Origin of the sequence: Algoriphagus algorifonticola (assembly GCF_007655305.1) — a bacterium.
Classification (GTDB): Bacteria; Bacteroidota; Bacteroidia; order Cytophagales; family Cyclobacteriaceae; genus Algoriphagus; species Algoriphagus algorifonticola.
This window is the reverse complement of sequence record NZ_VLOG01000001.1, coordinates 1,051-26,911: the sequence shown is the minus strand read 5'-3', so window position 1 is coordinate 26,911 and position 25,861 is coordinate 1,051. Positions and strand designations below refer to the sequence as shown.

Annotated in this window: 25 protein-coding genes; 13 read left to right on the top strand and 12 right to left on the bottom strand. The window is 42.2% G+C overall.

The annotated features are described in order from the left end of the window. Nucleotides 1-29: 29 nt before the first annotated feature. Together FL972_RS00130 and FL972_RS19340 are read right to left on the bottom strand one after the other, a co-directional pair. A complete protein-coding gene (locus FL972_RS00130; protein ID WP_250161249.1) occupies nt 30-1,685 on the bottom strand; it encodes a sulfatase family protein in 1,656 nt (551 codons plus the stop codon). 149 nt (nt 1,686-1,834) lie between these two features. Beyond that, nucleotides 1,835-1,975, bottom strand: coding sequence for a hypothetical protein (locus FL972_RS19340; protein WP_186299960.1), 141 nt, complete (start codon nt 1,973-1,975; stop codon nt 1,835-1,837). A gap of 347 nt (nt 1,976-2,322) precedes the next feature. On the opposite strand from FL972_RS19340, the gene FL972_RS00125 reads away from it, so the two are divergent. From FL972_RS00125 to FL972_RS00080, 10 genes are all read left to right on the top strand, one after another. Beyond that, nucleotides 2,323-3,828 carry a Gfo/Idh/MocA family oxidoreductase gene (locus FL972_RS00125; RefSeq protein ID WP_144602163.1) on the top strand — a complete coding sequence of 502 codons (1,506 nt, stop codon included), beginning with the start codon at nt 2,323-2,325 and terminating at the stop codon, nt 3,826-3,828. A 184-nt stretch (nt 3,829-4,012) separates the two neighbouring features. Beyond that, nucleotides 4,013-4,948, top strand: a complete 936-nt coding sequence (locus FL972_RS00120; RefSeq protein WP_144602162.1) for a TIM barrel protein — start codon at nt 4,013-4,015, stop codon at nt 4,946-4,948. Nucleotides 4,949-4,954: 6 nt separating this feature from the next. Beyond that, the gene (locus FL972_RS00115; RefSeq protein ID WP_144602161.1) at nt 4,955-5,317 is read left to right on the top strand and encodes a VOC family protein; all 363 of its coding nucleotides are present in this window, start codon (nt 4,955-4,957) and stop codon (nt 5,315-5,317) included. Between the two features lie 9 nt (nt 5,318-5,326). Beyond that, nucleotides 5,327-7,132, top strand: coding sequence for a serine hydrolase (locus tag FL972_RS00110; protein WP_144602160.1), 1,806 nt, complete (start codon nt 5,327-5,329; stop codon nt 7,130-7,132). Between the two features lie 274 nt (nt 7,133-7,406). Beyond that, entirely contained in the window at nt 7,407-7,613 is a 207-nt protein-coding gene (locus FL972_RS00105) for a type II toxin-antitoxin system VapB family antitoxin (RefSeq protein WP_144602159.1), read from the top strand. Continuing rightward, complete coding sequence (locus FL972_RS00100) at nt 7,613-8,011, top strand: PIN domain-containing protein (RefSeq protein WP_144602158.1); 399 nt, start codon at nt 7,613-7,615, stop codon at nt 8,009-8,011. Before FL972_RS00105 ends, FL972_RS00100 begins: the two co-directional genes overlap by 1 nt. Nucleotides 8,012-8,155: 144 nt before the next feature. Continuing rightward, on the top strand, nt 8,156-8,980 hold the full coding sequence (locus FL972_RS00095) for a helix-turn-helix domain-containing protein (protein WP_144602157.1): 825 nt from the start codon (nt 8,156-8,158) through the stop codon (nt 8,978-8,980). A 94-nt stretch (nt 8,981-9,074) separates the two neighbouring features. Then, nucleotides 9,075-9,623, top strand: coding sequence for a carboxymuconolactone decarboxylase family protein (locus FL972_RS00090; protein ID WP_144602156.1), 549 nt, complete (start codon nt 9,075-9,077; stop codon nt 9,621-9,623). Nucleotides 9,624-9,709: 86 nt separating this feature from the next. Next, the gene (locus tag FL972_RS00085) at nt 9,710-10,099 is read left to right on the top strand and encodes a VOC family protein (protein ID WP_144602155.1); all 390 of its coding nucleotides are present in this window, start codon (nt 9,710-9,712) and stop codon (nt 10,097-10,099) included. Between the two features lie 57 nt (nt 10,100-10,156). Then, on the top strand, nt 10,157-10,390 hold the full coding sequence (locus FL972_RS00080; RefSeq protein WP_144602154.1) for a VF530 family protein: 234 nt from the start codon (nt 10,157-10,159) through the stop codon (nt 10,388-10,390). 69 nt (nt 10,391-10,459) lie between these two features. On the opposite strand, the gene FL972_RS00075 is transcribed toward FL972_RS00080, so the two are convergent. From FL972_RS00075 to FL972_RS00050, 6 genes are all read right to left on the bottom strand, one after another. Beyond that, nucleotides 10,460-11,545, bottom strand: coding sequence for a 6-bladed beta-propeller (locus FL972_RS00075; protein WP_144602153.1), 1,086 nt, complete (start codon nt 11,543-11,545; stop codon nt 10,460-10,462). A 266-nt stretch (nt 11,546-11,811) separates the two neighbouring features. Further along, nucleotides 11,812-12,936: a DNA polymerase III subunit beta gene (gene dnaN, locus FL972_RS00070; protein ID WP_144602152.1), complete on the bottom strand. Its 1,125-nt coding sequence runs from the start codon at nt 12,934-12,936 to the stop codon at nt 11,812-11,814. Nucleotides 12,937-13,057: 121 nt separating this feature from the next. Further along, nucleotides 13,058-14,746, bottom strand: a complete 1,689-nt coding sequence (gene gldG, locus FL972_RS00065; RefSeq protein ID WP_144602151.1) for a gliding motility-associated ABC transporter substrate-binding protein GldG — start codon at nt 14,744-14,746, stop codon at nt 13,058-13,060. Further along, entirely contained in the window at nt 14,743-15,462 is a 720-nt protein-coding gene (gldF, locus tag FL972_RS00060; protein WP_144602150.1) for a gliding motility-associated ABC transporter permease subunit GldF, read from the bottom strand. The genes gldG and gldF overlap by 4 nt, the downstream gene beginning before the upstream one ends. Beyond that, on the bottom strand, nt 15,459-16,364 hold the full coding sequence (gene gldA, locus FL972_RS00055) for a gliding motility-associated ABC transporter ATP-binding subunit GldA (RefSeq protein ID WP_144602149.1): 906 nt from the start codon (nt 16,362-16,364) through the stop codon (nt 15,459-15,461). The genes gldF and gldA overlap by 4 nt, the downstream gene beginning before the upstream one ends. 175 nt (nt 16,365-16,539) lie before the next feature. Beyond that, nucleotides 16,540-17,238 (bottom strand): SDR family oxidoreductase, encoded by a 699-nt coding sequence (locus FL972_RS00050; protein ID WP_144602148.1) that lies wholly within the window; start codon nt 17,236-17,238, stop codon nt 16,540-16,542. Nucleotides 17,239-17,366: 128 nt separating this feature from the next. On the opposite strand from FL972_RS00050, the gene FL972_RS00045 reads away from it, so the two are divergent. Both FL972_RS00045 and FL972_RS00040 read left to right on the top strand, forming a co-directional pair. Continuing rightward, a complete protein-coding gene (locus FL972_RS00045; protein WP_144602147.1) occupies nt 17,367-18,653 on the top strand; it encodes an amidohydrolase in 1,287 nt (428 codons plus the stop codon). A gap of 394 nt (nt 18,654-19,047) precedes the next feature. Further along, nucleotides 19,048-20,337, top strand: a complete 1,290-nt coding sequence (locus FL972_RS00040) for an amidohydrolase (RefSeq protein ID WP_144602146.1) — start codon at nt 19,048-19,050, stop codon at nt 20,335-20,337. Nucleotides 20,338-20,481: 144 nt separating this feature from the next. Here FL972_RS00040 and FL972_RS00035 read toward each other — a convergent pair whose 3' ends face one another. From FL972_RS00035 to FL972_RS00025, 3 genes are read right to left on the bottom strand one after another with little or no spacing between them, the layout of a single operon-like run. Next, a complete protein-coding gene (locus tag FL972_RS00035) occupies nt 20,482-21,216 on the bottom strand; it encodes an MIP/aquaporin family protein (RefSeq protein WP_144602145.1) in 735 nt (244 codons plus the stop codon). Nucleotides 21,217-21,219: 3 nt separating this feature from the next. Then, complete coding sequence (glpK, locus tag FL972_RS00030; protein WP_144602144.1) at nt 21,220-22,719, bottom strand: glycerol kinase GlpK; 1,500 nt, start codon at nt 22,717-22,719, stop codon at nt 21,220-21,222. Between the two features lie 29 nt (nt 22,720-22,748). Further along, the gene (locus tag FL972_RS00025; protein ID WP_144602143.1) at nt 22,749-24,314 is read right to left on the bottom strand and encodes a glycerol-3-phosphate dehydrogenase/oxidase; all 1,566 of its coding nucleotides are present in this window, start codon (nt 24,312-24,314) and stop codon (nt 22,749-22,751) included. A 112-nt stretch (nt 24,315-24,426) separates the two neighbouring features. Between FL972_RS00025 and FL972_RS00020 the strand changes: the two genes are divergently transcribed. Next, nucleotides 24,427-25,188 carry a DeoR/GlpR family DNA-binding transcription regulator gene (locus FL972_RS00020; protein WP_144602142.1) on the top strand — a complete coding sequence of 254 codons (762 nt, stop codon included), beginning with the start codon at nt 24,427-24,429 and terminating at the stop codon, nt 25,186-25,188. On the opposite strand, the gene FL972_RS00015 is transcribed toward FL972_RS00020, so the two are convergent. After that, nucleotides 25,185-25,646 carry a SixA phosphatase family protein gene (locus FL972_RS00015; RefSeq protein ID WP_250161248.1) on the bottom strand — a complete coding sequence of 154 codons (462 nt, stop codon included), beginning with the start codon at nt 25,644-25,646 and terminating at the stop codon, nt 25,185-25,187. The two genes, FL972_RS00020 and FL972_RS00015, sit on opposite strands and share 4 nt — an antisense overlap. Nucleotides 25,647-25,861: the final 215 nt, after the last annotated feature.

Sequence of the window (25,861 nt, the reverse complement as noted above, 5' to 3'; positions counted from 1 at the left end):
TCAGTTTTTTCGAAAGCAGGACGGCTAATCTAATCCAACTTTTTAGCAATCTCCGCCGCCTCATACCCTATCCGATGGGTATTCACATACAGTGAATCTCCTGCTGTCGCCTCAAAAGGCCCGGTGTAAACCTTCCAAGCATCCCCACTGGACTTTCTCCAGCCGATCAGAGCTGAAGGTGTAGGGCAAGAAAGGGTGACCTTCCCTTCGGAGAAACTTACCTCAGCCTCCGCAGTGACCGGTGGATTTTCCGCTCCATTCCACATCGCTTTGACCATTTCTATTTCATTCAGGGCACCTTTGTCTCCATACTTCGCAATCCAGTCCTCATGGGCTTTGCGTAGCTCAGCAAGCTTTTCAGCGTTGTGTGGATTGCCTGCCAGATTGGTAAATTCCCAAGGGTCAGATTGAGTGTCGTAGAGTTCTTCCTCGGGCTTATTTTGGGCAAACCAGCGGGCTTGGTTTTCATTAAGCTTCCCTTTTTCATTCAGTTGCAAAAGATGTCCCATCAAGGGATTTTGAAGCCGGTAGCGGATATTTTGATAGTTAGGCTTCTCGGGCATGTAATTTCGGATGTATTTAAAACGACCATCAGAAACAGCTCTAACCCGATCGTATTCACTATCCATACGATCCCGAGCTGCATAGACATATTTCCGAGGTTCTGCTTTCTGAGGTCCCAAAAACGCCTGACCCTGCATCGTCTCGGGGATTGGAATTCCCGCAAGCGAAAGTACAGTAGGCCCAAAATCCACAAAACTGACCAGCTCCTCGGTTTTCGTCCCGCCTTTTATCCAAGGAGCTTTGACCAACAAAGGCACTTTCAAACCCCGATCGTACAATTCCCGCTTGAAATAGGGCATCCCATCACCATGGTCAGAGTAAAAGAAAATGATGGTATTCTCATAGAGCCCATCCTCCTTGAGCTGGGCAATAACTTCTCCCACCTGCTGATCCATCCGCATCACATTGGTAATAAATCGGGCAATAGTCCTTCTGGTCAGGGAATCATCGGGGTACACAGGGGGGACTGTTACTTTTTTTGGATCGACCAACAGGCTATCCTTTCCTTCCCGTGCCCAAACCTGAGACTCATGAGTAATGGTAAAGTTGAAAATGGAGAAAAACGGCTGATCGGGATCTTTGCGGTTTCTCCAATGAGCCTTATTGCCACTTTCATTCCACATGGTCACCGGGCTTTGAAACTGGTAATCTTCCTTGGAATTGTTGCTGGTGTAATAGCCATTGAGCCGGAGATATTCTGGATAGGTGCGCATACCTTCTGGCAATACAACGGAATAACTTTTAAACCCAGGAGGATAGGCATCTAAGGCGTTGGCAGACATTCCGGTGGTTCGCATATGCATGGCGCCAATGGAACTCTGATATGCTCCGGTGATCAAAGCTGCCCTGCTGGGAGCACAGACTCCTGCTGTGGAAAAGGCATTTTGGTATTGTAAGGATTCGGCTGCCAAAGCATTCAAGTGTGGCGTCTTTCCACCTGTGCCTCCATAAGATTCCAAATGCTCGGGAGACATATCCTCACAAACGATCCAGACAATATTGGGACGCTTGGGATTTGTTATTTGGCTGGGTTCTGAGGATTGTTTCTGACAGGAGAAAAGAACAGAACTGATCAGGGTGAGGAAGAAAAGCTTTTGCATGACAGAAGTATTTAACTTCATAAGATAAGCTTTTCCGATAAATTTTTAGCCTGCGTCAGAGTAGGTCAGAAAGTCAAAGATTGGCAGCTCAAGAAAAAGCAAAGTCCTTGGATGGTTAATAGGATTTTGCCCAGCTTTTGGAACAGAAGGGGGGCCAGCAATAGAATTACTTAATACGCTCTCCACCCGTCTACAATTCCTTGCTTAATATCCGGATAGTTCCAAATCAAAAGAAATAAAAGCCCGAGAACCAAAATAACTTTCCAGTTTTGGATGATTTCCTTTTCGATTCTTTTCAAAGAAGTAGTCATAAGTGTTAATTAACTAAGGGATTTTGAAATTAGCTGAAACTAAGATACAACGGACTAGAGCAACTGGCGAAGAAAAATACAGCAGCGAATATTTTAATAGATCAAATCCGTTTTTGATAATTCTGACATTTTACCTAGATTCTTTGAATGTCTTTATAGAACCCTCCAAGGGTTTACCTTTTTTGGTTTATGACGTATCAATTTTGTCAATATTGAAAAAATAAAAACCCTTGGAGGCTTGTATTAGTGATAGTCAAGCCTTTGCCAGCAAATGACCTTAGAGGGATAAGCAAACTTTTTTAATCGGAATTCCTTAAATTCCATTTCAAACCCAAAAGACCTAAACCATGTCAAAGATCAACCGCCGCGATTTTCTGGCCTCTACTGCCACCTTCGCCGCCTCTTTTAGTATTGTGCCATCTAATGTGATTGCTGGACTAGGGAAAATCCCTCCTTCCGATCAATTGACGGTAGCCAATATTGGTTGCGGAACTCAAGGCTTACGGGAAATGGGATCACTTTTACAAAATCCTAAAGTTCGGGTGGTCGCCGTCTGCGATGTGAATAAATTTTCCACCGATTACATCGATTGGTCTCCTCACGGCATCCGAAACGATATCCGAGAAACCCTTGGTGACGATACTTGGTGGGAAGGAAAACCCGGAATCCCAGGAGGGCGGGACATAGGACAGGAATATGTGGAGAGGTTTTATGCCAAAAATAAGCCTTCTGGCAAATACAAGGGTTGCGCTAGCTATGAGGATTATCGGGAGCTTTTTGCTAAAGAAAAAGGAATCGACGCTGTCAAAATCATGACTCCCGACCATACTCATGCGCCGATTGCTTTGGCAGCTATGGATCAGAGAATGCATGTGGTCACACACAAACCCATCGCCAACCGACTTTTGGAAGGTAGAAAAGTCATCCAAAAGGCGAAAGATACCGGATTAGTTACTCATCTTCTGGCATGGTCGGACAGACCTGAATACCGACAGATTAAAGCCTGGATGGATTCGGGATTGATCGGCGAATTGAAGGAAATCCACAACTGGTCCTATCGCCCTGTCTGGCAGCAGTGGACCAAGAGACCTTCAGAAGCTCAAGCTATTCCAGAGGGATTGAATTGGGAGCTTTGGCTTGGGCCTGTGCCGGATATCCCTTATCACAAAAACTATACGCATAACGTCTTCCGGGGCTGGTATGAATTCGGCGGAGGATCGGTGGCGGATATGGGGCATTACAGCTTATTTCCGCTTTTTGAAACCTTGGGCATCGATCGAAGTCCTGTTTCCGCTCGGGCTTTTGGCACTACTACCCGTGAGGAAATCAATCAGGTCTATCAGTGGGTAAAGAATGACGTCGCCTTTCCGGCTAGCTGCACTATTAAATGGAATTTTCCTGCCCAAGCCTCACTACCTGCATTTGACCTTTTTTGGTATGATGGGGGAATGAAGCCCTTTGCCTGTGAAGAATTGGAAGTCGATGGAAAAGACACTCCCGAGGAAGGTTTATTGATCCTGGGTTCTAAAGGAAAAATCCTGGGAGGGTTCCGAGGAGAAAATCCGGTGCTTTTACCGGAAAGTACCATGATGGCAGACCGAGATTCCGAACGGATTAATTCCCGGGAAGTAGACCGTAAAACCGACCAATGGGTAGATGCCATGCTGGAAAAGCGACAGACCCCGGGGAGCTTTACCCGAGCCCAGTGCATTACTGATACGATTAATTTGGGAGCTGTAGCGCTTCGAGCTGGCAAAAAGGTTGAATTTGACGCCAACTTGGTCAAGATCACCAATGATGAAGAGGCCAATCGCTTGCTGACAAGGGAATATCGAGCTGGATGGGAGTTTTAATTAAGCTGAAGGCTAAAGTGATAAATCTGAAAAGTAGGCAGAAGGCAGGTTCTGAGTTCTCGCCACAAACTACCATTCAGTCTGCCAGCATATTATCCAAATACTTCAAAGCAATCTTCTTCAAAAATCTTAACTTATCCTATTCCTTTTACTACTAACTCAAAAACCATTAACCCAATTCCCTATGACCAATAGAAGAACCTTCCTCAAAACTTCCAGTTTGGCCGCAACCGCCCTTGGCTTGGGCCTTCCTCAATTGACTTTAGCCAAAAATAAGTCCGACCTCTTGTTTAAAATCTCCCTGGCGGAATGGTCGGTCAACAGACTCCTTTTCTCTAAGCAACTGGATCATTTGGATTTTCCTTTGGAAGCTAAAAAGCATGGCATCCAGGCCGTGGAGTATGTGAACCAGTTTTTTATGGACAAAGCCCAGGATCAGACCTATTTGAAAGAAATGAATACCCGCTGCGAAAATGAAGGGATTACTCAGGTTCTGATTATGGTAGATAGGGAGGGGATGTTGGGAGCTCGATCCGATGCAGACCGGAAAGAAGCCGTGGAAAAACATAAAAAATGGATAGAGGCTGCAAAATTTTTGGGATGTCATACTGTACGAGTTAACGGCTACTCAGATATTGCCTGGTCGGAAAACCCTGCTGATGCGACCGAAGCATCCAAATTGGTAACCGACGGCATTCGGCAGCTTTGTGAATTTGCGGCTCCTTATGGGACCCATATCGTGATCGAAAACCACGGAGGATTTTCCTCCAATGGAAAATGGCTGGCAGAAACTATCCGGAATGTTCAACATCCATTGGCGGGAACCCTTCCAGATTTCGGGAACTTTAGAATTGGAGCAGTGGATGGAAATCAAGTTTCTTACGATTCCTATCGAGGAGTAGACGAACTCATGCCACTGGCTACCGGAGTGAGTCTCAAGCCGAAAGTTTGGGATGATGCCGGAAATGAGTCTGAATTGGACTATGAGCGGATGATGAAAATCGTTCTTTCCCATGACTATCACGGCTATGTAGGCATTGAACATGGAGAGCGGGATAGAGAGTGGGAAAGCATCGTGGAAATCCGGGAGATTTTGGAAAGATTACAACAAACACTTTGACATATCGTGACCACTGAGTTTCTCCAAGCAGTCCCTGTCCTTCCCTCCCAGAATATCGAAAGAGATGTGGAATGGTATAGCAATAACTTGGGATTCAGTAGGGAGTTTGGAGATGGGATGTATGCAGGAATTAGGCTAAATGAGATTTGGCTTCATCTTCAATGGCATGCTGATACTCCTGAGGACCCCTTGTTGGGGGGATCAGTCGTCCGGATTTTTGTAAAAAACATCCAAACCTATTTCGAAGCTTTAGTCACCAAAGGAGTGATCCCTCCAGATAAGCTTCGCTTGAATACTCCTTGGGGAACCCATGAATTTGGCCTGTATGACCTGAATCAAAATGCTATCTTTTTTGTAGAAGACCTTTAATACCCACTTATGAAAAAATTATTAACTCCGATTCTGATCCTACTATCGATTTCCTTCGGTTACGGACAGAGTAAAAATTTTAATTTTAAACAACTCGAAACCGAACTCGAAAAAGCCCGCATTGCGCTGAATACACCGGGTTTTGCGGTAGCTATTGTTCAAAAGGATAAAATCGTCTATGCCAAGGGATTTGGCTATAAGGATGTGGAAAATCAGGTCCCGGTAACAGAAAACACCCTTTTTGCCATCGGTTCCTCTTCCAAGGCCTTTACATCGGCAGTTTTGGGTGTTTTGAGAAAGGATGAAAAAATCGACTTTGACGAAAGGCCCGGAAAATACATCCCCGAACTCCGATTTGCCGAACCCTGGATGAATGAACAAATCATCGTGAAGGATCTAATGGCCCACCGGACGGGATTGCCGAGGCATGACTTTTCCTGGTTTATGTTTCCCTCAGAGTCCAAGGCTGAACTGATCAAGCGCATCGAATTCCAGGAGCCTTTCACCGGATTGCGGCAACAGTGGTATTACAACAACTGGATGTTTTTCCTCCAAGGGGAAATTGGTGCAAGACTCAGGGGTAAGACTTGGGAGCAAAACGTGAAGGAACTCTTTTTTGACAAACTGGGCATGACCCGAAGCAATTTCCGCATTCCTGACATGGAAAAAGACGCCGACAAGTCCTTTGGCTACTCGGTGGAGCTGGACGGAAAAACAAGCAAAATGGACTACTACAATATCGCAGCTATGGGTCCTGCCGGAGCGATTAATTCCAGCGTATCGGAAATGTCCAACTGGCTAATTACCTGGATCAATGGTGGCAAGTTCAAAGGTGAGCAAATTATCCCCGAAGACTATGTGAAAGAAGCCATGAGTGCACAGATGGTCGTGGCGGCTGGCACCCCTTCCAAAGAGCATCCCGATGTGCAGTTTTCCAACTATGGCTACGGCTGGTTTTTGGCTTCCTATCGGGGACATTATCGAGTGGAACATGGAGGAAATATCGACGGCTTCTCGGCTTCCGCATCCTTCTTCCCCACAGACAGCCTGGGGATCATGATTCTGACCAATCAAAATGGCTCTCCCCTTCCCAATGTCGTCCGGAATATGATTGCCGATCGCATGCTGAATCTGGAGCCTGCAGATTGGTTGGGCGAGACCGTCAAGCGACTTGAGGAAGCCAAGGAAGCCCAAGCTAATGCGAAAGCGGCTGCCGACTCTACGGCCAAAGTCAGCCTGACCAAGCCTTCTCACATTTTGATGGACTACACCGGCACTTACGAACATCCCGGCTATGGCAAGATGGAGATTGACCTGAAAAATGATACGCTCTTTGTGCAGACGGGGCTGTTGGGTGGATTCTTGGAACACAAAGATTACGACACCTTCAATATGTATCTGATTTATCAGGGAGAACCCAATAAGGACAATGCCTTTCCTTTTCAGTTTGTCAGTAATATGACCGGAGATATTTCCGGATTAAAAGCTGCTTTTGAACCAACCCTCGATCCGATCGAATTCAAGCGGACACCAAAGGCAAATGAGCTTTCGGTGGATGACTTGAAAAAGTACGAAGGAGCCTACCTCCTGATGGGCGTGCAGGAGGTGAAGGTTTACATCAAGGAGGAAAAGCTCTATGCCTTTGTGCCCGGTCAGCCTGAGTACGAACTGGTCAATATCGGCGAGCATGAATTTAACCTGAAGGTCCTGGAAGGTTTTAAGGTGAAGTTTGAGGAAAAAGATGGGGAGATCATCGCGGTAAGTTTTATTCAGCCTAATGGGACCTTTCGGGGGGAAAGGAAGAAAGTTGAGTAAGTCATAAAGCTGAAATCAGAAAGCTGAAAAAACGCAAGAACCTTTGAGGTGTCATACCAGCTCTTCGAGATTTGCAATCTCGAAGCTCTATCCGGAGATTTTTAATCTCTAAATCCAAATTCTATTTAAAACAGAAACTAAAAGGTTTATTCGGATTGAAAATCCTATGATCGAAGTTCAGGATTACAAATCCTGAACAGCTGAGACCTCAAAGGATTTATAGTGAAACATTTATACGATCAATCATCGTATATTAGGGCATAATCTTAATACTATGAAAGTAACTGCCTTGATATCTGATGAGTTGATTGCCGAAGCCATGGAGCTTTCTAAGGCGAAAAACATCAGCGAAACGCTCCGAATAGCTTTGGAGGAATATATTGCTACTCAAAAAATTAGATCCGCTGCTCAGGAAATTGTGGCTGAACCCCTAGACTTTTATTGGACGGCAGAGGAACTTAGGAATAAAAACAATTCTTAATGGGCGTAATCTTTGACACTTCCATTTGGATTGAGTATTTCAAAGCCAATCCATCTTATTTCTCAAGCTGCCAGAGTCTTTTAGACCAACGATCAGTTTGGACCTTGAATATCATTTTTGGGGAATTGGTCCAGGGAGCAAGAGGGAAAAGAGAAATGGAAATACTGGACATTTTTTATCAAAACACACCAAAAATCAAAGATTCAAATCTTGGATACCACGCAGGCCTTTTTTCCCAAAAATACAAACTGTTGAATCAGGGAATAGGCCTTATTGACACTGTCATTATTTTAGCGTGTCTGGAAAACGGACTGCAACTTTGGTCTTTGGATAAAAAGATCAATCGTTTTTTAGAGGAACACTTTTCCGTTCATGTCTTTGATCCAAAAGGAAGTTAACCTTTGAGGTGTTTTTCAGACCTCGAAGGTTTCAAATTCTGACTGTATCTGGATGAGGAAGAAAGTTGAAAAAGGGTAAGAGCTGAATCCTTCGAAGGTTGGAACCTTTTGATGGTAAAGTATCTTCTATCAAAAATATTCGAAATGAACTATCAGGGGCCTAATCAGGAGCAGTTAATTCTGGAAGAGATTACAAGTCAGAACTGTCAAGTATTAGAAAAACCAGTTGCCTCCTCCCAAACTTTAATTTGGTTTAAAAGCGAATCAATTTTTGTCATAGATGGAAAGCAGGAAATCTTCCAGCCTAACCAAATTCTTTGTTTGACAGAGTTTCATCATCTTCACGTCAAATCTATGGGGAAGGCAAGAATGGTGAGGTTTAACAGACCATTTTATTGTGTGCTAGATCATGATTCAGAGGTGGGTTGTAAGGGGATTTTATTTTTCGGTTCGAGTCAAGTCCCTGTTTTGACTCTTGATGCAAATGGAATAGATCAGTTTGAAACTCTTTGGAAGGTATTTGTTTCAGAAATTAACTCCCAGGATAACTTGCAACAGGAGATGTTACAGATGATTCTTAAAAGATTATTGATCCTATGTACCAGATTGTATAAAGAGCAAAGCGATTTGAAAAACCTCACTTCTTTTGATTCCGACTTGGTCAGGGAGTTTAATTTTTTGGTGGAAAAGCATTTCAAAAAAATCCATACGGTCAAAGAATACGCAGAACTCCTCAATAAGTCTCCTAAGACTCTAGCAAATTTATTTTCAAAAATGAGTTCGAAAACCCCTTTGAGCTACATCCATGATAGGATTATGCTTGAGGCTAAAAGATTATTATTTTATACCGATAAGCCCATTAAAGAAATCGGATATGAATTAGGTTTTGAAGATATTCAGAGCTTTAGCCGTTTTTTCAAGAAAAACGAAGGGAAATCTCCCAGTGAATTCAAAGCAGAATTGGTTTAGGGAAAAATTGCCAACTTTTCAGGAAAATTGAACTAACTGGTTGGATAGGCGATGTATCATCTTTGTGTATACTTAAACCAAAACGAGTTACACAATGAAAAATTTTGAATTACCTAGCAAAGATCAAGTTTCAGAAAAGAACCAGGAAATTTTAGCAGGCTTGGAAAAGGCCATTGGCTTTGTTCCTAATTTATATTCCTACTATTCAAAAAGCGACACCGCTTTGGCGGATTATCTTGCTTTGGCAAATAGAAAAACAAGCTTGAAAGCAAAAGAGAAAGAAGTTGTAAATCTGGTAGTGAGTCAGGTGAATGGCTGTGAATATTGCCAGTCTGCCCATACTGCCATAGGGAAAATGAACGGTTTTAGCGAAGAGCAAATCCTAGAATTGAGAAAAGGATCTGCCTCTTTTGATTCCAAAATTGATGCTTTGGTGAAATTGGCCAAATCTATTACCGTAAATCGTGGATCAGCATCTGATGAAGCTGTGCAGGCATTTTTTGATGCAGGGTATAGCGAAATCACTTTGATCGATGTGGTTATCCTAATTGCAGACAAAACTATATCCAACTATATCCACAATTTGGCTCAATTCCCTATAGATTTTCCAGCTGCACCAAAGTTGGAAGAAGTGGAAGCATAGTAGATCGAAAAGATGAATATAAAAAAAAGGTCAACTTCTTAGGTTGGCCTTTTTTTTATGCCATTAGGTATGGTTTAATTTGAAAAATGAAACAACAACTCGGACAAATTTCTCTCTTAGTCAGAGACTATGACGAAGCGATTAATTTTTATACCCATGTTTTGGGATTTGAACTTTTGGAGGACACCCAACTTTCCGAAACCAAGCGCTGGGTTCGAGTGTCACCTCCAAGTTCGACTTGCCATCTACTTTTGGCAAAAGCTGCTAATGAAGCCCAGGAAAAGCAAATCGGAATGCAGGCAGGAGGAAGAGTGATGTTTTTCTTGTATACCGATGATTTTTATCGGGATTATGAAAACTACATTTCCAAAGGTGTGGAATTTATTCGGGAACCTGCTAAGGAAGAATTCGGAATCGTTTCGGTTTTCAAAGACCTTTATGGGAATTTGTGGGATTTGATTCAGCCGGTTCAATGACCCATGTGCAATTTCTAATGACCAATAACTTTTAACCATTAACTAAACGCCTTTCCCTTGGAACATCAACCTAACAACCCTCTTCACGGCCTTCGGCTGGATACCATTTTGGAACAGCTCGTGGCTCATTACGGATGGGAAGAACTCGGAGAGCGGATTACCATTCATTGCTTTACGCATAATCCATCCATCAAGTCCAGTTTATCTTTTCTGAGAAAAACTCCCTGGGCCAGAGAAAGAGTGGAGGGCTTGTATCTGAAAATGTTGAGGGATACGAAAAAGAACCTTTGAGGTCTTGAAGACCTCGAAGGTTTAATCTCCACCTCGGGAAGCAGTTTGATTAGGAAATTTTATTGGTTTTCAATCATTAAGCTCCAAACAATAAATAAAATAGGAGTCTGCATAATCCTTGGATAATCTATGTTTAAAGGAATCCGGTAGCCTATCGGAATTCTCTTTAATCCGCTCTCCGGAAACACCAAAATACAAAACTCCGTCCTCTACAAATTGAGGGGCAAATAGATTGATCCCAGAAATTGAATTGTCGACCAAACCACGATAGATTTTCAATTCTTCAGAATTAAAATCCAATAAACCCAAAGCTTGATTCCCTTTTTGACTCAGTCCGAATAGTATTCTATTCCCATTCAAGCCATAGATTTCACCTAGTAAATAGCTGTATTTCTTTTCATTGAAAAGCTGAAGCATATCCATGGCACCCTGAATTTGGGAAAATCTATCTTTTGTTACAGCATTTGCTCCAAAATCTACCTGAAATAGCGGTTTGAAATCGACTTGATCCCAAATGTAAATTGTATCATTAAATGCCTGAGAGAATAGTGTTTTTCCATTCCAATTGGAAAAAGGGGAGAAAGTCTGGTTGTAAAAGTGGTACCGATTTTTATCAATAGAAAAATAGGATTTGGTCCCCCTGGAACCATAGGTTAAAATATCCCATTCTCCATCATCTATACCATTTGTGTACGCTATTGTATTGGAACTATTTCTGAAATGAACTTTAGCCTTGAATGGTAGTTTCTCTGTTCCAATCTCTTTTAATTCTTCATTTAACCAAGTGATTTGCTGGCCATAGGTGATTATTCCAATGCTATCATTTTGAGTGATGATCTGGGTAATTGCATTGGCATTCAATTTATCATCAAATCCAAAATCAATACTTTTTCTTATTACACCATTCTTTTCTATCTGATGAAGACTAAATACAATCCCTTCTTCAAACAAATAAAAATAACGATCAGATTTGAGGATAGTAGGGGTGCCTGAAATAGGATACTTCGTTTTGACCTCAATGATATCCAAGTTTTTTCCTATTTCAGAGACTAATAGCGGCTTATCTACTTGGGAAGGAGTAAATGAAAATTGATCAGTCTTTTGTGTGCAGGAGTAAAAGACAAAAAGCAAAATGAAGATTAAATTTCTCCACATATTCTATTAATTAAAAATGGTGTTAGAATATGTTTCAAATCTTTGAAACAATCAAGTCAAGGATAAGGATATTTTTAAAAAGAAATATTCTGCTTCCAGAGAAGCGGAACAGCTAGGAAGTATTCTTTGATATCGCTTTGGCCTATTTGAAGATTTCAATTTTTAGAATAATTCTACCGGGTTTTTGGAGACCTCTAAGGATAAAAAAGCCCGATTCCACAAATGCAGAATCGGGCTTTAAGCTATAAGGTTGTTTGGTTGATTAATTACACGTAGTTGTTCAGCATCACCGGCATCACGAGCATCAGGATATCTTCATTTTCGTCTTGCTCAGCAGGCAAAATCAACCCTGCTCTATTTGGTGCGGAAAATTTCAAGCTGACTTCTTTGCAAGAAAGATTGTTCAACATTTCTACCAAAAACTTGGCGTTGAATCCGATCTCGATATCCTCGCCATCATGCTCGCAGGACAATCTTTCATTGGCCTCATTGGAGAAGTCCAAATCTTCTGCAGAGATCATCAATTCCGATCCTGTCAATTTCAATCTTACCTGATGTGTAGTCTTATTCGCATAGATCGCGATCCTGCGAAGTGAGCTCAATAAATCCTGTCGATCGATGGTCATGATGTTTGGATTATCCGCTGGAATCACGTTTTCATAATCCGGGAATCTCTCATCAATCAGACGGCAGATCATTTTAATATTGTTGAACTTGAAATAGGCATTCGATTGGTTAAACTCCACACTAACCGGTACATTTTCGGAGGGTAAAGTGGATTTTAGAAGATTGAGCGCTTTTCTCGGGATGATCAAGCTTGCTGGACTGGAAGAAGCCACATCCACTCTTCTATAGCGAACCAATCTGTGTCCGTCAGTTGCCACAAAAGTAGTATTGGTATCACTCAAATTGATATATACCCCTGTCATTGCGGGTCTTAATTCATCAGAACTGGTTGCGAAAATCGTGTTGGAAACAGCACTGGAAAGTACTTCTGTGGACATATCCACAGTAGTCGCATTATTGACAGTTGGGATTTTTGGAAAGTCTGTGGCGTTCTCTCCAGCCAATCGATAGCGGCCATTGTCAGAGCTGATTTCCACTGCATAAGTGTCATGATCAATGCTGAAAGTCACAGGCTGCTCCGGGAGGTTTTTCAAAGTTTCGATCAATATCCTTGCAGGTACTGCGATATTTCCGTCTTCTTTTGCTTCCACATTGATTTCAGTAATCATCGAAGTTTGAAGGTCAGAAGCAGTAATTGTCAATAAACTGTCTTTGATTTCAAAAAGAAAATTTTCCAAAATCGGAACTACCGGATTGGTGGTGACTACACCATTGATCGCCGAAAGCTGCTTTAAAAGGGCAGAAGAGGAAACAATAAATTTCATATCGTAGGGCTTAGTTGTATTTTACTTTTGGAATGGGGGTAAATTTATAAATAAAATCGGATTGAAAAGTCCGTAAACGCTTTTCATATACAAATATTATCTTGATTTCTTGAAATTAAAGCTAGATAGTTTTTTTAGAAAACTTTCTAACTCTCCAAGTAGAGATCAATCCTCCCGCAATCAGCAATATCAGAACGGGCACCAAAACATTGATGGTCTGCCAAAAACTTTTTTGCTGAGTCACCTTCACTTTATTCAATGGTCGAATTTGGAAAGCTTTGTTTCTGGAAGCAATAATCCCTTCTGGATTAATTAAATATTGAGATAGATTCCTCAGTAATAATTTATTGGCAAAAACCAGTTGATTGAATGGATCGTCTCCCAATGTTAGCATTCCACCCGAAACTGGGTCTTTTTGACTCTGAAATACCTCGCCATCTCCTATTACCACTACTTTGCCTGATCCATTTTCTTTGAAATTTTCTTGGGCAAATTCTTCAGGAATAAACCTGTTTTTAAACAAGGAGGTGAATTCTCCTTCCAATAAGTAGGCTAAAGGAAGGTTTCGAGCAGCAAATTGATCTACATTAGGCTCTTCCTGCATATCCCGAAAAGCCACTCTAGCTGGAGCCGGGATAATTCTCGCGAAATCTGAGCTAAACAGCAAAGGAGTCTTGCGAATTCCCTGAGCCAATACGGTATCCAAACTACTAACAAATCGCATGTACACCACATCTAAGCCTTTGGTGATAGGATGTTGCTGCATTCTGCTGGCCTGAATATAAAATGGCCAAGGTAAAGGGACTAATTGTTCCTGATTCCCAAAATTCCCGCCCATCACTGGGAAATAGCCAAAGTTCAAATCTTGAATCAAATCCTTATTGATTCGCACTCCATATTTGAAAAGGAGGTTTTCCAAGCCGTTTTCAAAAGGCATTGCTAATGTTCCTTCTCCTCCTGCCTGATTGATATCCACGGCAACCCCATCGCTCAAAATTACCAGATTACCACCCTGCATCACATATTGGTCCAGCAGATAAACTTCTCTTTCTGTGTAAGATTCTCGCGGACCTTGAATGAAAATGATTTGAAAATTAATGAGGTCCTCTACTGTTCGTGCTTGTTCCAAGGGTACTTTGAAAATCTCAAAATCACCATCTAAAGCTTCTACCAGACCATATCCATCATCTTCCGCCATTTCTCCATGGCCGATGAGCATAGCGATGGCTGCAGAGCTAGGCTGACTTAGTTTTCTGATAGCATTGCTTAATTCAAACTCCAGGTTTTCGATGGATTGATTCAGGATTTGTTCCTGACTCATTCCCTCTTCGCCTTTCAACACCAAAGCACCGGTTTCAAATTCTTCATTGTAGACTAGAATTCCGGGGAAAATCAATTGACTTTTCTGCCCTGCATTTTGATTGACCATCAAGTTGGTCGGGTTGATTCCGTAATCTGCCAATTGAACCACAAATTCCTGCTGCTCCTCTGCTGGCAAACCCAATGGGTCGAAATAGGAAAAAGTTATTTTTTCGCTGCTGTATGCATTGAAGGTTCTAACAGTTTCTTCAATGGATTTTTGAAGCCTCCTCACTCCACCGGGAAGCTGATCTCCGACCAATAATATCTCCACATGAAGAGGGGTTTCTAGCTGCGCCAAAACTTCCTCCGTGGCCGGGTGAAGTGAGTATCGTTTATCCTCCGTCAAATCAAGTCTGAAACGAAGCAACTGGCTTGCTGCAATCAAAAGCAGCAGTCCTCCAAGCAGGATTCCCCAAGATTTGGTGATATGTCCGAAATACCGACTCATTTATTTTTCAACACTAAAATGGAGGCTCCCAAAAACAGCCAAATCATCCCTAACAAAAAGAAGAGATCAGAGGAGTCAATCACTCCACGGCTTAGATTGACATAATGATAGCTGAGGCTGATTTCTTCTATCCAATAAGAAATAGCTCCCAGCTGCAAATCAGCAATTGCCGTGAAGCCAAAGTAGATCAGAAAGCAAAGAAAAACTCCCAATACAAATGCTACCACCTGTTGTGAGGTTAGTGCGGAAGCAAAAATTCCCACGGCACCAAAGACGGCACCGATCATCAATAATCCAATCCAGCTTCCAAAAAAGCCGGCTTGATCCAAATTACCAATCGGATCTCCCAGCTGAACAATACTGATATAGTATAGCAGGGTAGGCAGTACGGCCAAAATAATTAGGCAAAGCAATGCTAAATATTTGGCCAGAATAATTTGAGTCAGTGAAAGTGGGGCAGTTCTTAATAGCTCCCACGTTTGGTTTCTTTTTTCCTCAGCAATGGCACGCATGGAGAGCGCTGGGATCAAAAAAGTAAATACATAAGGAGTGTAAGTAAATAAGGGCTCTAAATCGGCATAGCCATAATCCAAGACGCTGGTTTCGGGAAAAACCCATACGATCAAGCCTATGGCGACAAGAAACAAGGCTAGAATCAAATAGCCTAAGAGACTACCGAAAAAAGCATTGATTTCCTTAATGAATAGGCTTTTCATTTGGTGATTTCCCGGAATAGTTCTTCTAAATTTTTCTTGCTTTGGCTCAGGTTAACCAAATTCAAATTTCGATCTGAGACAACTCCCAAGATAGCTTTTCTTCCAGCATTGGGATCTGATACCTGAATTTGAATTTCATTCGGACCCTTTCTTCCAAAAGCGACCTTTCCAATAGTTGTAAACCAATCAAGCTGAAGCTCTTCCTCAGTTTCCAAGGATAAGGTGCTTTGCTGATTACCGGATTGTAAATTTTGCAAGGAGTCTGCGGCCAATATTTTTCCCTTATTGATGATGACCACATCTTGGCAGATAGCTTCCACTTCCTGCATGATATGGGTGGAGAGGATCAAAGTTTTTTCTCTAGCCACCTCCTGAATCAACTTGCGAATTTCTACCAGTTGGTTGGGGTCCAGCCCGGTGGTGGGTTCATCCAAGATCACTACCTGAGGATCATGAATTAAAGCTTTGGCTAATCCTACCCTTTGTTGATAACCTTTGGAAAGCTGGGAGATTTTTTTGTGTTGTTCTGGAATCAAGCCTGTTTTATCCAACATTTCTGCTAGACGGCTATTGAGTTGTGAACCAGAAAGACCATAAAGTCCGCCAGCAAAGGATAAAAACTCCTTCACATACATATCCTGATAGAGCGGGTTTTTTTCTGGCAAATAACCGATCAGAGGGCTCACTTCTTTAGGATTAGCCAAGGCATCTTTTCCCATGACTTGGACTTGACCGCTTTCTGCGGCTATATATCCAGTAATAATTTTCATGGTAGTGGATTTGCCAGCGCCATTAGGTCCCAGAAACCCAAGAATTCTCCCAGGCGAAGCAGAAAAAGTCACCTGATCCAAGGCCTTTTGAGAACCGTAATTCTTACATAAGTGAGAGACTTCTAAGGACATAGGCTATAAAAGAGACCAACCGGGAGTTCACCCGCATGGCATGGGCAAAAACCCGGTTGAGAAGGTCTAGGACAAAAATAGTTATTGCCTGTGGAAAGGCAAGTATTTAAGTACTCAGTTTTTGATAGCTGCCTTTAGTCAAGTCTTTTCAGACTTCTGATTTTAGATTTCAGACTTACTTCTTACCCCTAGGTCTCAAAGGTCTGCATTCTACATCCACCACAAAGTAATTAGGATGCGTTTCCAAAGTCTGAACAATGGTAGTTGCTACATCAATCGGACGCATCATGTTCTCATGAGCATCTACGCCAGGAATATCATCAAAGAAATTGGTCTGAATAGAGCCAGGATAGATGGTTGATACTTTGATGCCAAAGTCACGCAACTCCATATATAAGGAATGGGAAATTCCTCTCACGGCGTGTTTGGTTCCTACATATCCGGCAAATTGATTCACACCATTTAGCCCAGCAATGGAAGCTACATTCAGAATATGCCCTTCATCTGCAGTCTTCATGCCGGGGATTACTCTTTTGGTAGTGTAGAAAATACCGTGGACGTTAGTATCAAACATTGCTTTCCAATCTTCTGTAGAAAAAGATTCCGTCGCTCCAGCTACACCAAAGCCTGCGTTGTTGACCAAGATGCGAATGTCAGTTCCCAATTTTTGAGTAGTAGCCTGAAAAGCCTTTTCAACGCTTTCCTCCTGAGAAACGTCGCAAGTGAAAAAGTGAAAGTTGGGATGCTCCAATTCAGGCTGATTTCTACTCCAGCCTGCTACTGTTACTCCTTTTTCCAATAATAATTTAACAAGTTCGAGACCGATCCCCTTGCTGACACCGGTGACAATGGCGGTTTTATTTTTTAATTCCATAGAAAAGCTTTTTCCATAAAAAGCAGATTGGATCGAATTGGTTCGGTAGTAAGGTATTTTTTCCTGATGTTTCTTTGTAAAAATCAGAAATATCTAACTTGCTTTTCTTTTTAAACCCCAATCATATTATGAAAAAACTGATAATTCCCTTTATTCTGCTCAGTGGTATGGCTTTTGGCCAAACAAAACTTCGACCTGCTATAGATAAAAGAGCTGCCGAAATTGAGTCCAAGGTCATTGAATGGAGAAGAGATATTCACCAAAATCCCGAACTCGGGAATCAAGAGGTAAGAACTGCTAAAAAAATCGCTGATCATTTGAGGTCTTTAGGGATAGAGGTAACTGAAGGAGTGGCCGTGACTGGAGTAGTAGGATATTTGAAAGGAGGGAAGCCAGGACCTACTGTTGCACTTCGGGCTGATATGGATGCCTTACCGGTAACCGAGAGAGTTGATTTACCCTTTAAATCTACGAAAACGGCCATTTATAATGGGCAGGAAACTGGCGTCATGCATGCTTGCGGGCATGATACCCATGTGGCTATTTTAATGGGTGTTGCCGAAATTCTAGCTGATATGAAAGACCAATTACAAGGCAATGTCAAATTTATTTTTCAACCTGCTGAAGAGGGGATTTATGAACCTGGAGTGACTACTTGGGGTGCGAAGCAAATGGTAGAAGAAGGAGTGATGGATGATGTGGATGCTGTTTTCGGTCTACATATTTCAGCCCAAACCGAAGTGGGAAAAATAGGCTATAGATCCGGGCCGGCACAGGCTGCGGTTGATAATTTGGAGATCATAGTTCATGGGACTCAGGCTCATGGAGCTTCTCCTTGGTCAGGAGTGGACCCAATTGTGACTTCCTCTCAGATTGTGACAGGTTTGCAAACTATTCTTTCCAGAAGTGTTAATATCACAGAAAATCCGGCTGTGGTAACAGTAGGCGCTATTCATGGAGGCATTCGACATAATATCATTCCTGAAAAAGTGGAGATGATCGGGACCATACGAACTTTTGGAGAAGAGCAGCAAGCTCTAGTACACAGAAGAATCACAGAAATAGCTACTAATATTGCCGAAAGTGCCGGTGCCAGAGCAGAAGTAAGCATTCAAAAACTATATCCATCCACAGTGAATGACCCTAATCTCACCAGCAAAATGCTGGCTACTTTAGAGGCTGCTGCAGGGAAAGAAAATGTGCGGGTTAATCCACCTGTAACAGGGGCTGAGGATTTCAGCTTTTACCAGCGGGAAAAACCAGGCCTATTTATCGGTTTGGGTGGTATGAAAAAAGGGGGAGATCCCACCAAAACTCCTTCACATCATACTCCTGATTTTTACATAGATGAGAGTGGATTTATTTTAGGTTTGAGGGTGATGAGTTATTTCGTAGTGGATTATATGAACAAGTAGTGCGAATATTTTTTCTGATTATCCGCAATCTTCTCAGTTGCCATATTTTTTTTGCTTGACCCATTGGAAGACCGATGACCGAAGACCCAGCCACGGCAGGCAGGCGAAGCTTCCGGATTCTGATCCTTTTTGCCGATAATTAGCCGTATTTCCCTCTTACTGGCAGAACCGGATATATTTAATATTTGAAAGAGCCCAAGTCTAAATAGGCTTGGGGCTTTAATTTTTTCTTCAGGTGATACTGGATTTTGTATATTGAAAATCCATTGAAAATTAATTACTCATTAAATGCCCATGAGAATAAATCTCACACAACTTGTCCCGAACTTGTTTCGGGAGGGGGATGATTATCCTGGGTATTTCATTTGACCTCTAAAAAACAAATTATAAACGCATGAAACGACTGATACTTCCCTTTTTATTACTTTCCACTACCGCTTTTTCACAGTCGAGCTTGAAGCCTGCCATTGATAAAAAAGCGACTTCTATAGAATCCAAAGTGATCGAGTGGAGAAGGGATTTTCATCAATATCCAGAATTGGGAAATCAGGAATTCCGGACAGCCAAAGTTATTGCGGACCATCTTCGATCTTTGGGAATGGAGGTAACAGAGAATGTGGCTGTAACTGGCGTGGTGGGTGTTCTTAAAGGAGGGAAGCCTGGTCCTATGGTGGCCTTAAGAGCAGATATGGATGCACTTCCAGTGACAGATAGGAATGATTTACCCTTCAAATCTGTGAATACCGCTACTTACAATGGACAGGAAACAGGAGTAATGCATGCCTGTGGGCATGATTCCCATATGGCGATTTTGATGGGAGTGGCTGAAGTGATGGCAAGTATGAAAGATCAGTTAAAGGGGTCTGTGAAGTTTATTTTTCAGCCTGCCGAAGAAGGAGTATATGATGTGGATATTGCCGGTGCCGAACTTATGGTAAAAGAGGGAGTGATGGAAGATGTAGACGCTATTTTTGGATTGCATATTTGGGCTCAAATTGAGGCTGGTAAAATTGGATACCGATCCGGGCCTTTTATGGCAGCAGTAGATAATTTGAATGTGACGATCACCGGAACCCAAGCGCATGGAGCGTCACCCTGGTCTAGTGTTGACCCAATTGTAACTTCAGCACAAGCTATTATGGGTTTGCAAACGATCTTATCGAGAAATGTGAATATTACCGAGAACCCGGCCGTAGTGACAGTGGGTGCCATTCATGGGGGTATCCGTCATAATATCATCCCAGAAAAAGTGGAAATGATCGGTACAATTCGGACTTTCGGGGATGAGCAGCAGGCGTTGGTTCATCGTAGGATTACAGAAATCATCACCAATATTGCAGAAAGTGCAGGGGCAAAAGCCGATGTAAACATTGGTAAGCTTTATCCTTCAACCGTGAATCCACCTGAGTTGACTGCGAAAGTACTGCCCTCAGTAGAATCAGCAGCTGGTAAAGGGAATGTGATTGCAATGCCTCCGGTCACAGGAGCTGAAGATTTTAGCTTTTTTCAAAGAGAGAAGCCTGGTTTCTTTTTCTTTTTGGGAGGTATGGAAAAAGGCGGAGATCCTTTGACTACGCCTTCTCATCATACACCGGATTTTTTTATAGATGAAAGCGGATTTCTTTTAGGGGTAAGAACGCTTAGCTATTTGACGGTGGATTATATGGAGATGAATAAGAAGTAATCTTGAGTATAATCTGAAGTTTGGATTGTTCATTTGTTCAGAGTTCAAGAGTTTACCATTCAATTAGTCTTCGTTCAAGAATTTCATTTTTCGACATCATCATACTAAACGACTGTAAATCTGAACTCTCAAATCGTAAATAATTTAACTTCCAACCAATAAATACAGAACGGCTGCCAAAGCAGCTCCTACAATCGGGCCTACTATAGGTACCCATGCATAAGCCCAATCAGAGGATCCTTTTCCTTTTATAGGTAAAAGTTGGTGTACAATCCTTGGTCCCAAATCTCTGGCAGGGTTGATGGCATAGCCGGTAGTTCCGCCTAAGCCCAAACCAATTACCCAAACCAAAATTGCAACGGGAAGAGCACCTACAGAACCCAGCCCTATGGGAGTTTGATTGGCGTCTTCAATTGTAGCCCCTGTGATATAAAGGATGACAAAAATCAAAACAAATGTGCCAATCAATTCTGAAATAAAATTATTCTTCAGATTTCGAATTGCGGGACTGGTTCCAAACGGAGCAGCAATCTCCCCTGCATCTGTACTGGCTTTGAAATGGTCGATATGGACAACATAAGATAGAAAAGCACCGATGCCTGCTCCTATAACCTGAGCTATTATGTAACCGGGAGCTAAGGCCCAATCAAATTTTCCAGCCATGGCAAGGCCGATAGTAACGGCAGGGTTCAAATGTGCCCCACTATAAGGTCCGGCTACCACTACCCCTGTAAAAACAGCAAAACCCCAAGCAGTGGTTATGACCAACCATCCTGAATTATTTCCCTTAGTCTGTGGTAAAACCATATTGGCTACCACTCCTGAGCCTAATAAAAGCAATAGGCCCGTGCCTATAAATTCTGCAACGTATGGATTCATATGCTATTCTACCCAGTTTTTTGATCTTTCCACTGCTTTGTGCCAAAAATGTAGGAATTTTTCCCGTTTTTCTATTTCCATATCGGGCTGAAAGCTTTTATCTGTTTTCCAAAGTTCCTGAATTTCTTTTCGGTCTTTCCAGAATCCGACCGCTAATCCGGCCAAAAATGCTGCTCCAATAGCTGTTGTTTCAATGATTTCCGGTCTTTTGATTTCGCACTCCAAAAGATCCGACTGAAACTGCATCAGAAAATTATTGGCAGTAGCTCCTCCGTCTACCCGGAGTTCTTTAGTCTTTTCTCCGGCATCTTTCTCCATTGCTTTCAGCACATCATAAACCTGATAAGCAATGGCTTCCAAAGCAGCCCTGGTAAAATGTGCAATCGTTGTTCCCCTGGTAATTCCGAAGAATGCTCCTCTTGCATTTTGATCCCAGTGTGGAGCTCCCAAACCTGCCAAAGCAGGCACGAAATAGACCCCGTCATTGTCTTCCAGGCTTAGGGCCAACTTTTCAGTTTCCTTGGCATTTCCAAAAAGCTCGATTCCATCTCTTAGCCACTGGATTGCTGCACCTCCGATGAATACGGAGCCTTCGAGGGCATAATTAATTTCATCTCCAATTTTCCACGCGACCGTTGTAAGTAATTGGTTCTTTGACCTAACAGCCTCCTTTCCAGTATTCATGACTAAAAAGCAGCCGGTGCCATAAGTGGTTTTTGCCATTCCCGGCTCCGTACAGAGTTGCCCGAAAAGTGCCGCCTGCTGATCTCCTGCTATGCCCGCGATAGGGATTTTACTACTTAGCACATCACCTGCTGTTTCGCAATACACCTCAGAGCAGGACTTTACCTCGGGAAGCATAGACTTAGGTATGTCAAAAAGTTGAAGTAATTCATCATCCCAACTTTGATCATGGATATTATACAACATGGTCCGGCTGGCATTGGTGATGTCTGTAATATGACAATTTCCTTTAGTGAGTTTCCAAATAATCCAGGAATCTACGGTTCCGAAGGCTAGTTCTCCAGCTTCAGCTTTTTCTCTAGCTCCCTCTACATTCTCTAAAATCCAACGGATCTTGGTAGCTGAAAAATAAGAATCAATGATTAATCCTGTTTTGGAAACAATCATTTCTGAATAACCCTTATCTTTCAATTCATTGCAATAGGCGGAAGTTCTTCTGTCTTGCCAAACAATGGCATTGTAAAGCGCTTTCCCGGTTTTTCTGTCCCAAACGATGGTGGTCTCACGCTGATTGGTAATGCCTATGGCTGCAACCTGATCGATGCCAATGCTTTTATTGACCACTGATTCTATCATCACAGAGGACTGGGATTTCCATATTTCTTCAGGATCATGTTCTACCCAGCCTTGTTTGGGGAAGTGTTGTTTGAATTCCTTTTGTGCTACAGATACTATTTGCCCTTTTTTGTCAAAAATGATCGCTCGGGAACTGGTGGTTCCCTGATCAAGGGCCATGATGTAGGGTTTATTTTGGGTCATTGTCTGGATTTATGTTAAAAAGAAAAATTCTAAGCCTTAATTAAATACTTTTCGGCGACTTTCTTAAATGCAATTAACTCTTCCTGTATCCAATTTTCATCTTTTTGAAGCTCTTTGGCCATGAGTTTAGCTACTTTCTCAGCAGAGTCCAAGGCGGCCTGAGCATCTAAAATGAGCATTCGAATTCTTCTGGATAAAACATCTTCTACTCTGACTGCCATCTCATTTCTAACAGCCCAAAGAACCTCAGCCATCAGGTTTGGAAAATCAGCGTGAATTGTTTCAGAAAGCTCGGGATTGCTTTTTGCCAGTCCTTTTATTTCTTTGGCATCAGAGCCATACACCGACCAATGACCTTCCGGCACGCGTTCGGTAAAGCCATGAATTTTCATTTCAAAGGATTGGCTCGGTACTAATAATTCACCTGAGATTTCAGGAAAATGTTCGACTGTATCTTCTCCCATTTTCCTGTAGGTAGTCCATTTTCCACCAGTGAGAGTCACGAGCTTACTTTCCGAAACGATCACCTTATGGCTTCTTGATATTTCCTTGGTTTTGGTACTGCCTTCTTTAGGTCTTGCCAATGGACGCAATCCTGCAAAAACAGCTTTTACATCTTTTCTGGTTGGGGCTTTTGCTAGGTAACCCGCTGCTGTTTCTAAGACAAAGTCAATTTCCTTTTCCAAAGCTTCGGGTTCCAGCTTGGCTTTTTCGCGAAGTGTATCTGTGGTGCCTACTACCAGTTTTCCATGCCATGGAACTGCAAAAAGTACTCTTCCGTCTTTGGTTTTGGGAATCATCAGTGCGTCTTTTCCACCCAGAAAATCCATATCCATAACCAAGTGAATGCCCTGACTAGGTTGGATCATTTTAGGGGATCCGGGCTGGTCCATTTGTAAAATTTTATCAGCAAAAACTCCCGTGGCATTGACTACCATTTTAGCCTGAAGAGTGTAATTGGTACCGTCCAATTCATCCTTGACTTTCAAACCCGTAATTTTCCCATTTTCATTTTTGATCAGGTCTTTGACGGATGCATAATTGAGAATGCAGGCTCCGGCATCATCTGCAGTTTGCGCTATGGCCAAGGCTAGTCTGGCATCATCAAACTGTCCATCGTGGTAAACCACTCCTCCTTTCAGTCCTTTTTGTTTGACTGCAGGTAGGCGTCTGATGGTTTCTTCCTTTGATATGAATTTGCTCTTACCCAATCTTAGTGAACCTGCCATCCAGTCGTAGATCTTTAAACCCACGCTGTATTGAACTCTGTCAAACCAAGTGTAGATGGGAATAATAAAAGGCTGGTTTTCTGTCAGGTGAGGGGCGTTTTGCAAAAGTTTGCCTCTTTCCTTTAGGGCTTCCAGCACCAAGCCTATATCGCCTTGGGCTAAGTAGCGAACGCCTCCATGTACCAGTTTGGTACTTCTACTAGAGGTTCCTTTTGCAAAATCAGCTTTTTCCAACAATACCACGGTCAATCCTCTGGATATGGCATCTAATGCCACTCCCAAACCGGAAGACCCTCCTCCAATCACAGCAATATCCCAAACTCGGGAAGTATCAGAAATTTGCTTAATGTTTTCTTCTCTATTCATTTGTCAATAAAAATAATTCAAAAAGAAATAAAAAGAAACTAAAAGAAAGTAAAAAATAGATTTTTCCTCCATTTTGCTTTCTTTTATTTAATTTAGTCAAAATTCATTGGATATGACACAGGCAGAGCGACATCGTTTTATTTTGGAGGAATTAGACAAGGCTGGATTTGTGACTGTTTCAGATTTAGCCAAGGCTATGGATGTCACTATGGTAACTGTCCGAAAGGACCTAAAAGTCTTGGAGGATAAGGGGCTTTTGTATCGATCCCATGGCAGTGCAACTTCAGTTTCACCTTATGTTTCTGACCGTTCTGTTCAGGTAAAAAAGTTGGAGCAAGTAGAGGAGAAGTCCAAAATTGCAGAGAAAGCCTTGTGTTATATTGAAGATCATGAGGCCATCATTATTGGCTCTGGCACCACGGTGGTCGCTTTAGCCCAGGCTATTCCCAGAAATAAACCTTTGACTGTTTTGACCGCGGCGATGAATGTAACTTTAGCCCTGATTGATATGCAGGATGTAGAGTTAGTTCAGTTAGGTGGGGTTGTCAGAAAAAGTAGTAGCTCTGTAGTGGGACACTATGCAGAAGAAATGCTTAAGAGTTTTGCTTGCAGCAAACTTTTTTTGAGTGTGGATGGCATTAGTTTGGAACATGGCTTGACAACCTCCAATATGATGGAGGCTCATTTAAATGCTCAGATGATCCGGTCTGTTCAGAAAACGATCATTTTGGCAGACAGCCGGAAATTTGGCAGAAAAGGCTTTGGAAAAATCTGCGAACTGGAGGATATAGATGTAATTATTACTGATTCCGGTATACCCGAAATCTATCGTGAAAAGCTGGAGGAAAAAGGAATTGAATTGGTGGTGGTTTAATAATCCTTGTAGAGCTTCCTTAATACCGCCGAACCATCTTTGCTGAGTTTGACTTCATAAATGAAGTTGTACTCATCTTCGGTAAGGTCATTGAATTTTTCACCTTCACCGATAAAGTAATTGGCCAAGCGACTGACTGTATTGCTGTGTCCTACAATCAGTACATTTCCCTCCAATTCATGGAGTTTATCAACCAACTCATCATGGTTGGAAGGTTCATAGGATTGAATTTCTACACCAGCTTGTTCAGCAGTTGGCTGTGCAGTGAGTTGAGTTCTTTTGTAATTAGTACTGAATATGTGTTTGATTTCCTGATCTTTCAGGATTTGAGCAAGCTTCTTAGCCCGGATATACCCGACCTGAGCTAAGTCCGGATCCGAATCCTGAACCAGTTGTTTTTCTGCGTGACGAACAATATAGATTGTCTTTTCTTTCTTCTCGGATTTACAAGAAATCATCAGAAAACAGATTAAAAGAAGTCCTATCAAACCTTTCATAGTATTCAAGTTAGAAAAATATTTTCAAATAGGTATTTTCAAAATACGTCTACGGCAAGATACGGGTCAAATCCCCCTTTGGAAACGTAAACCCATTTAAGGACGAAAGCTTAGAAAAAGGGGGCAAGGGGGATTTTAGGAAATACAGTGGAAATACAATAGAAATACGCCTTCGG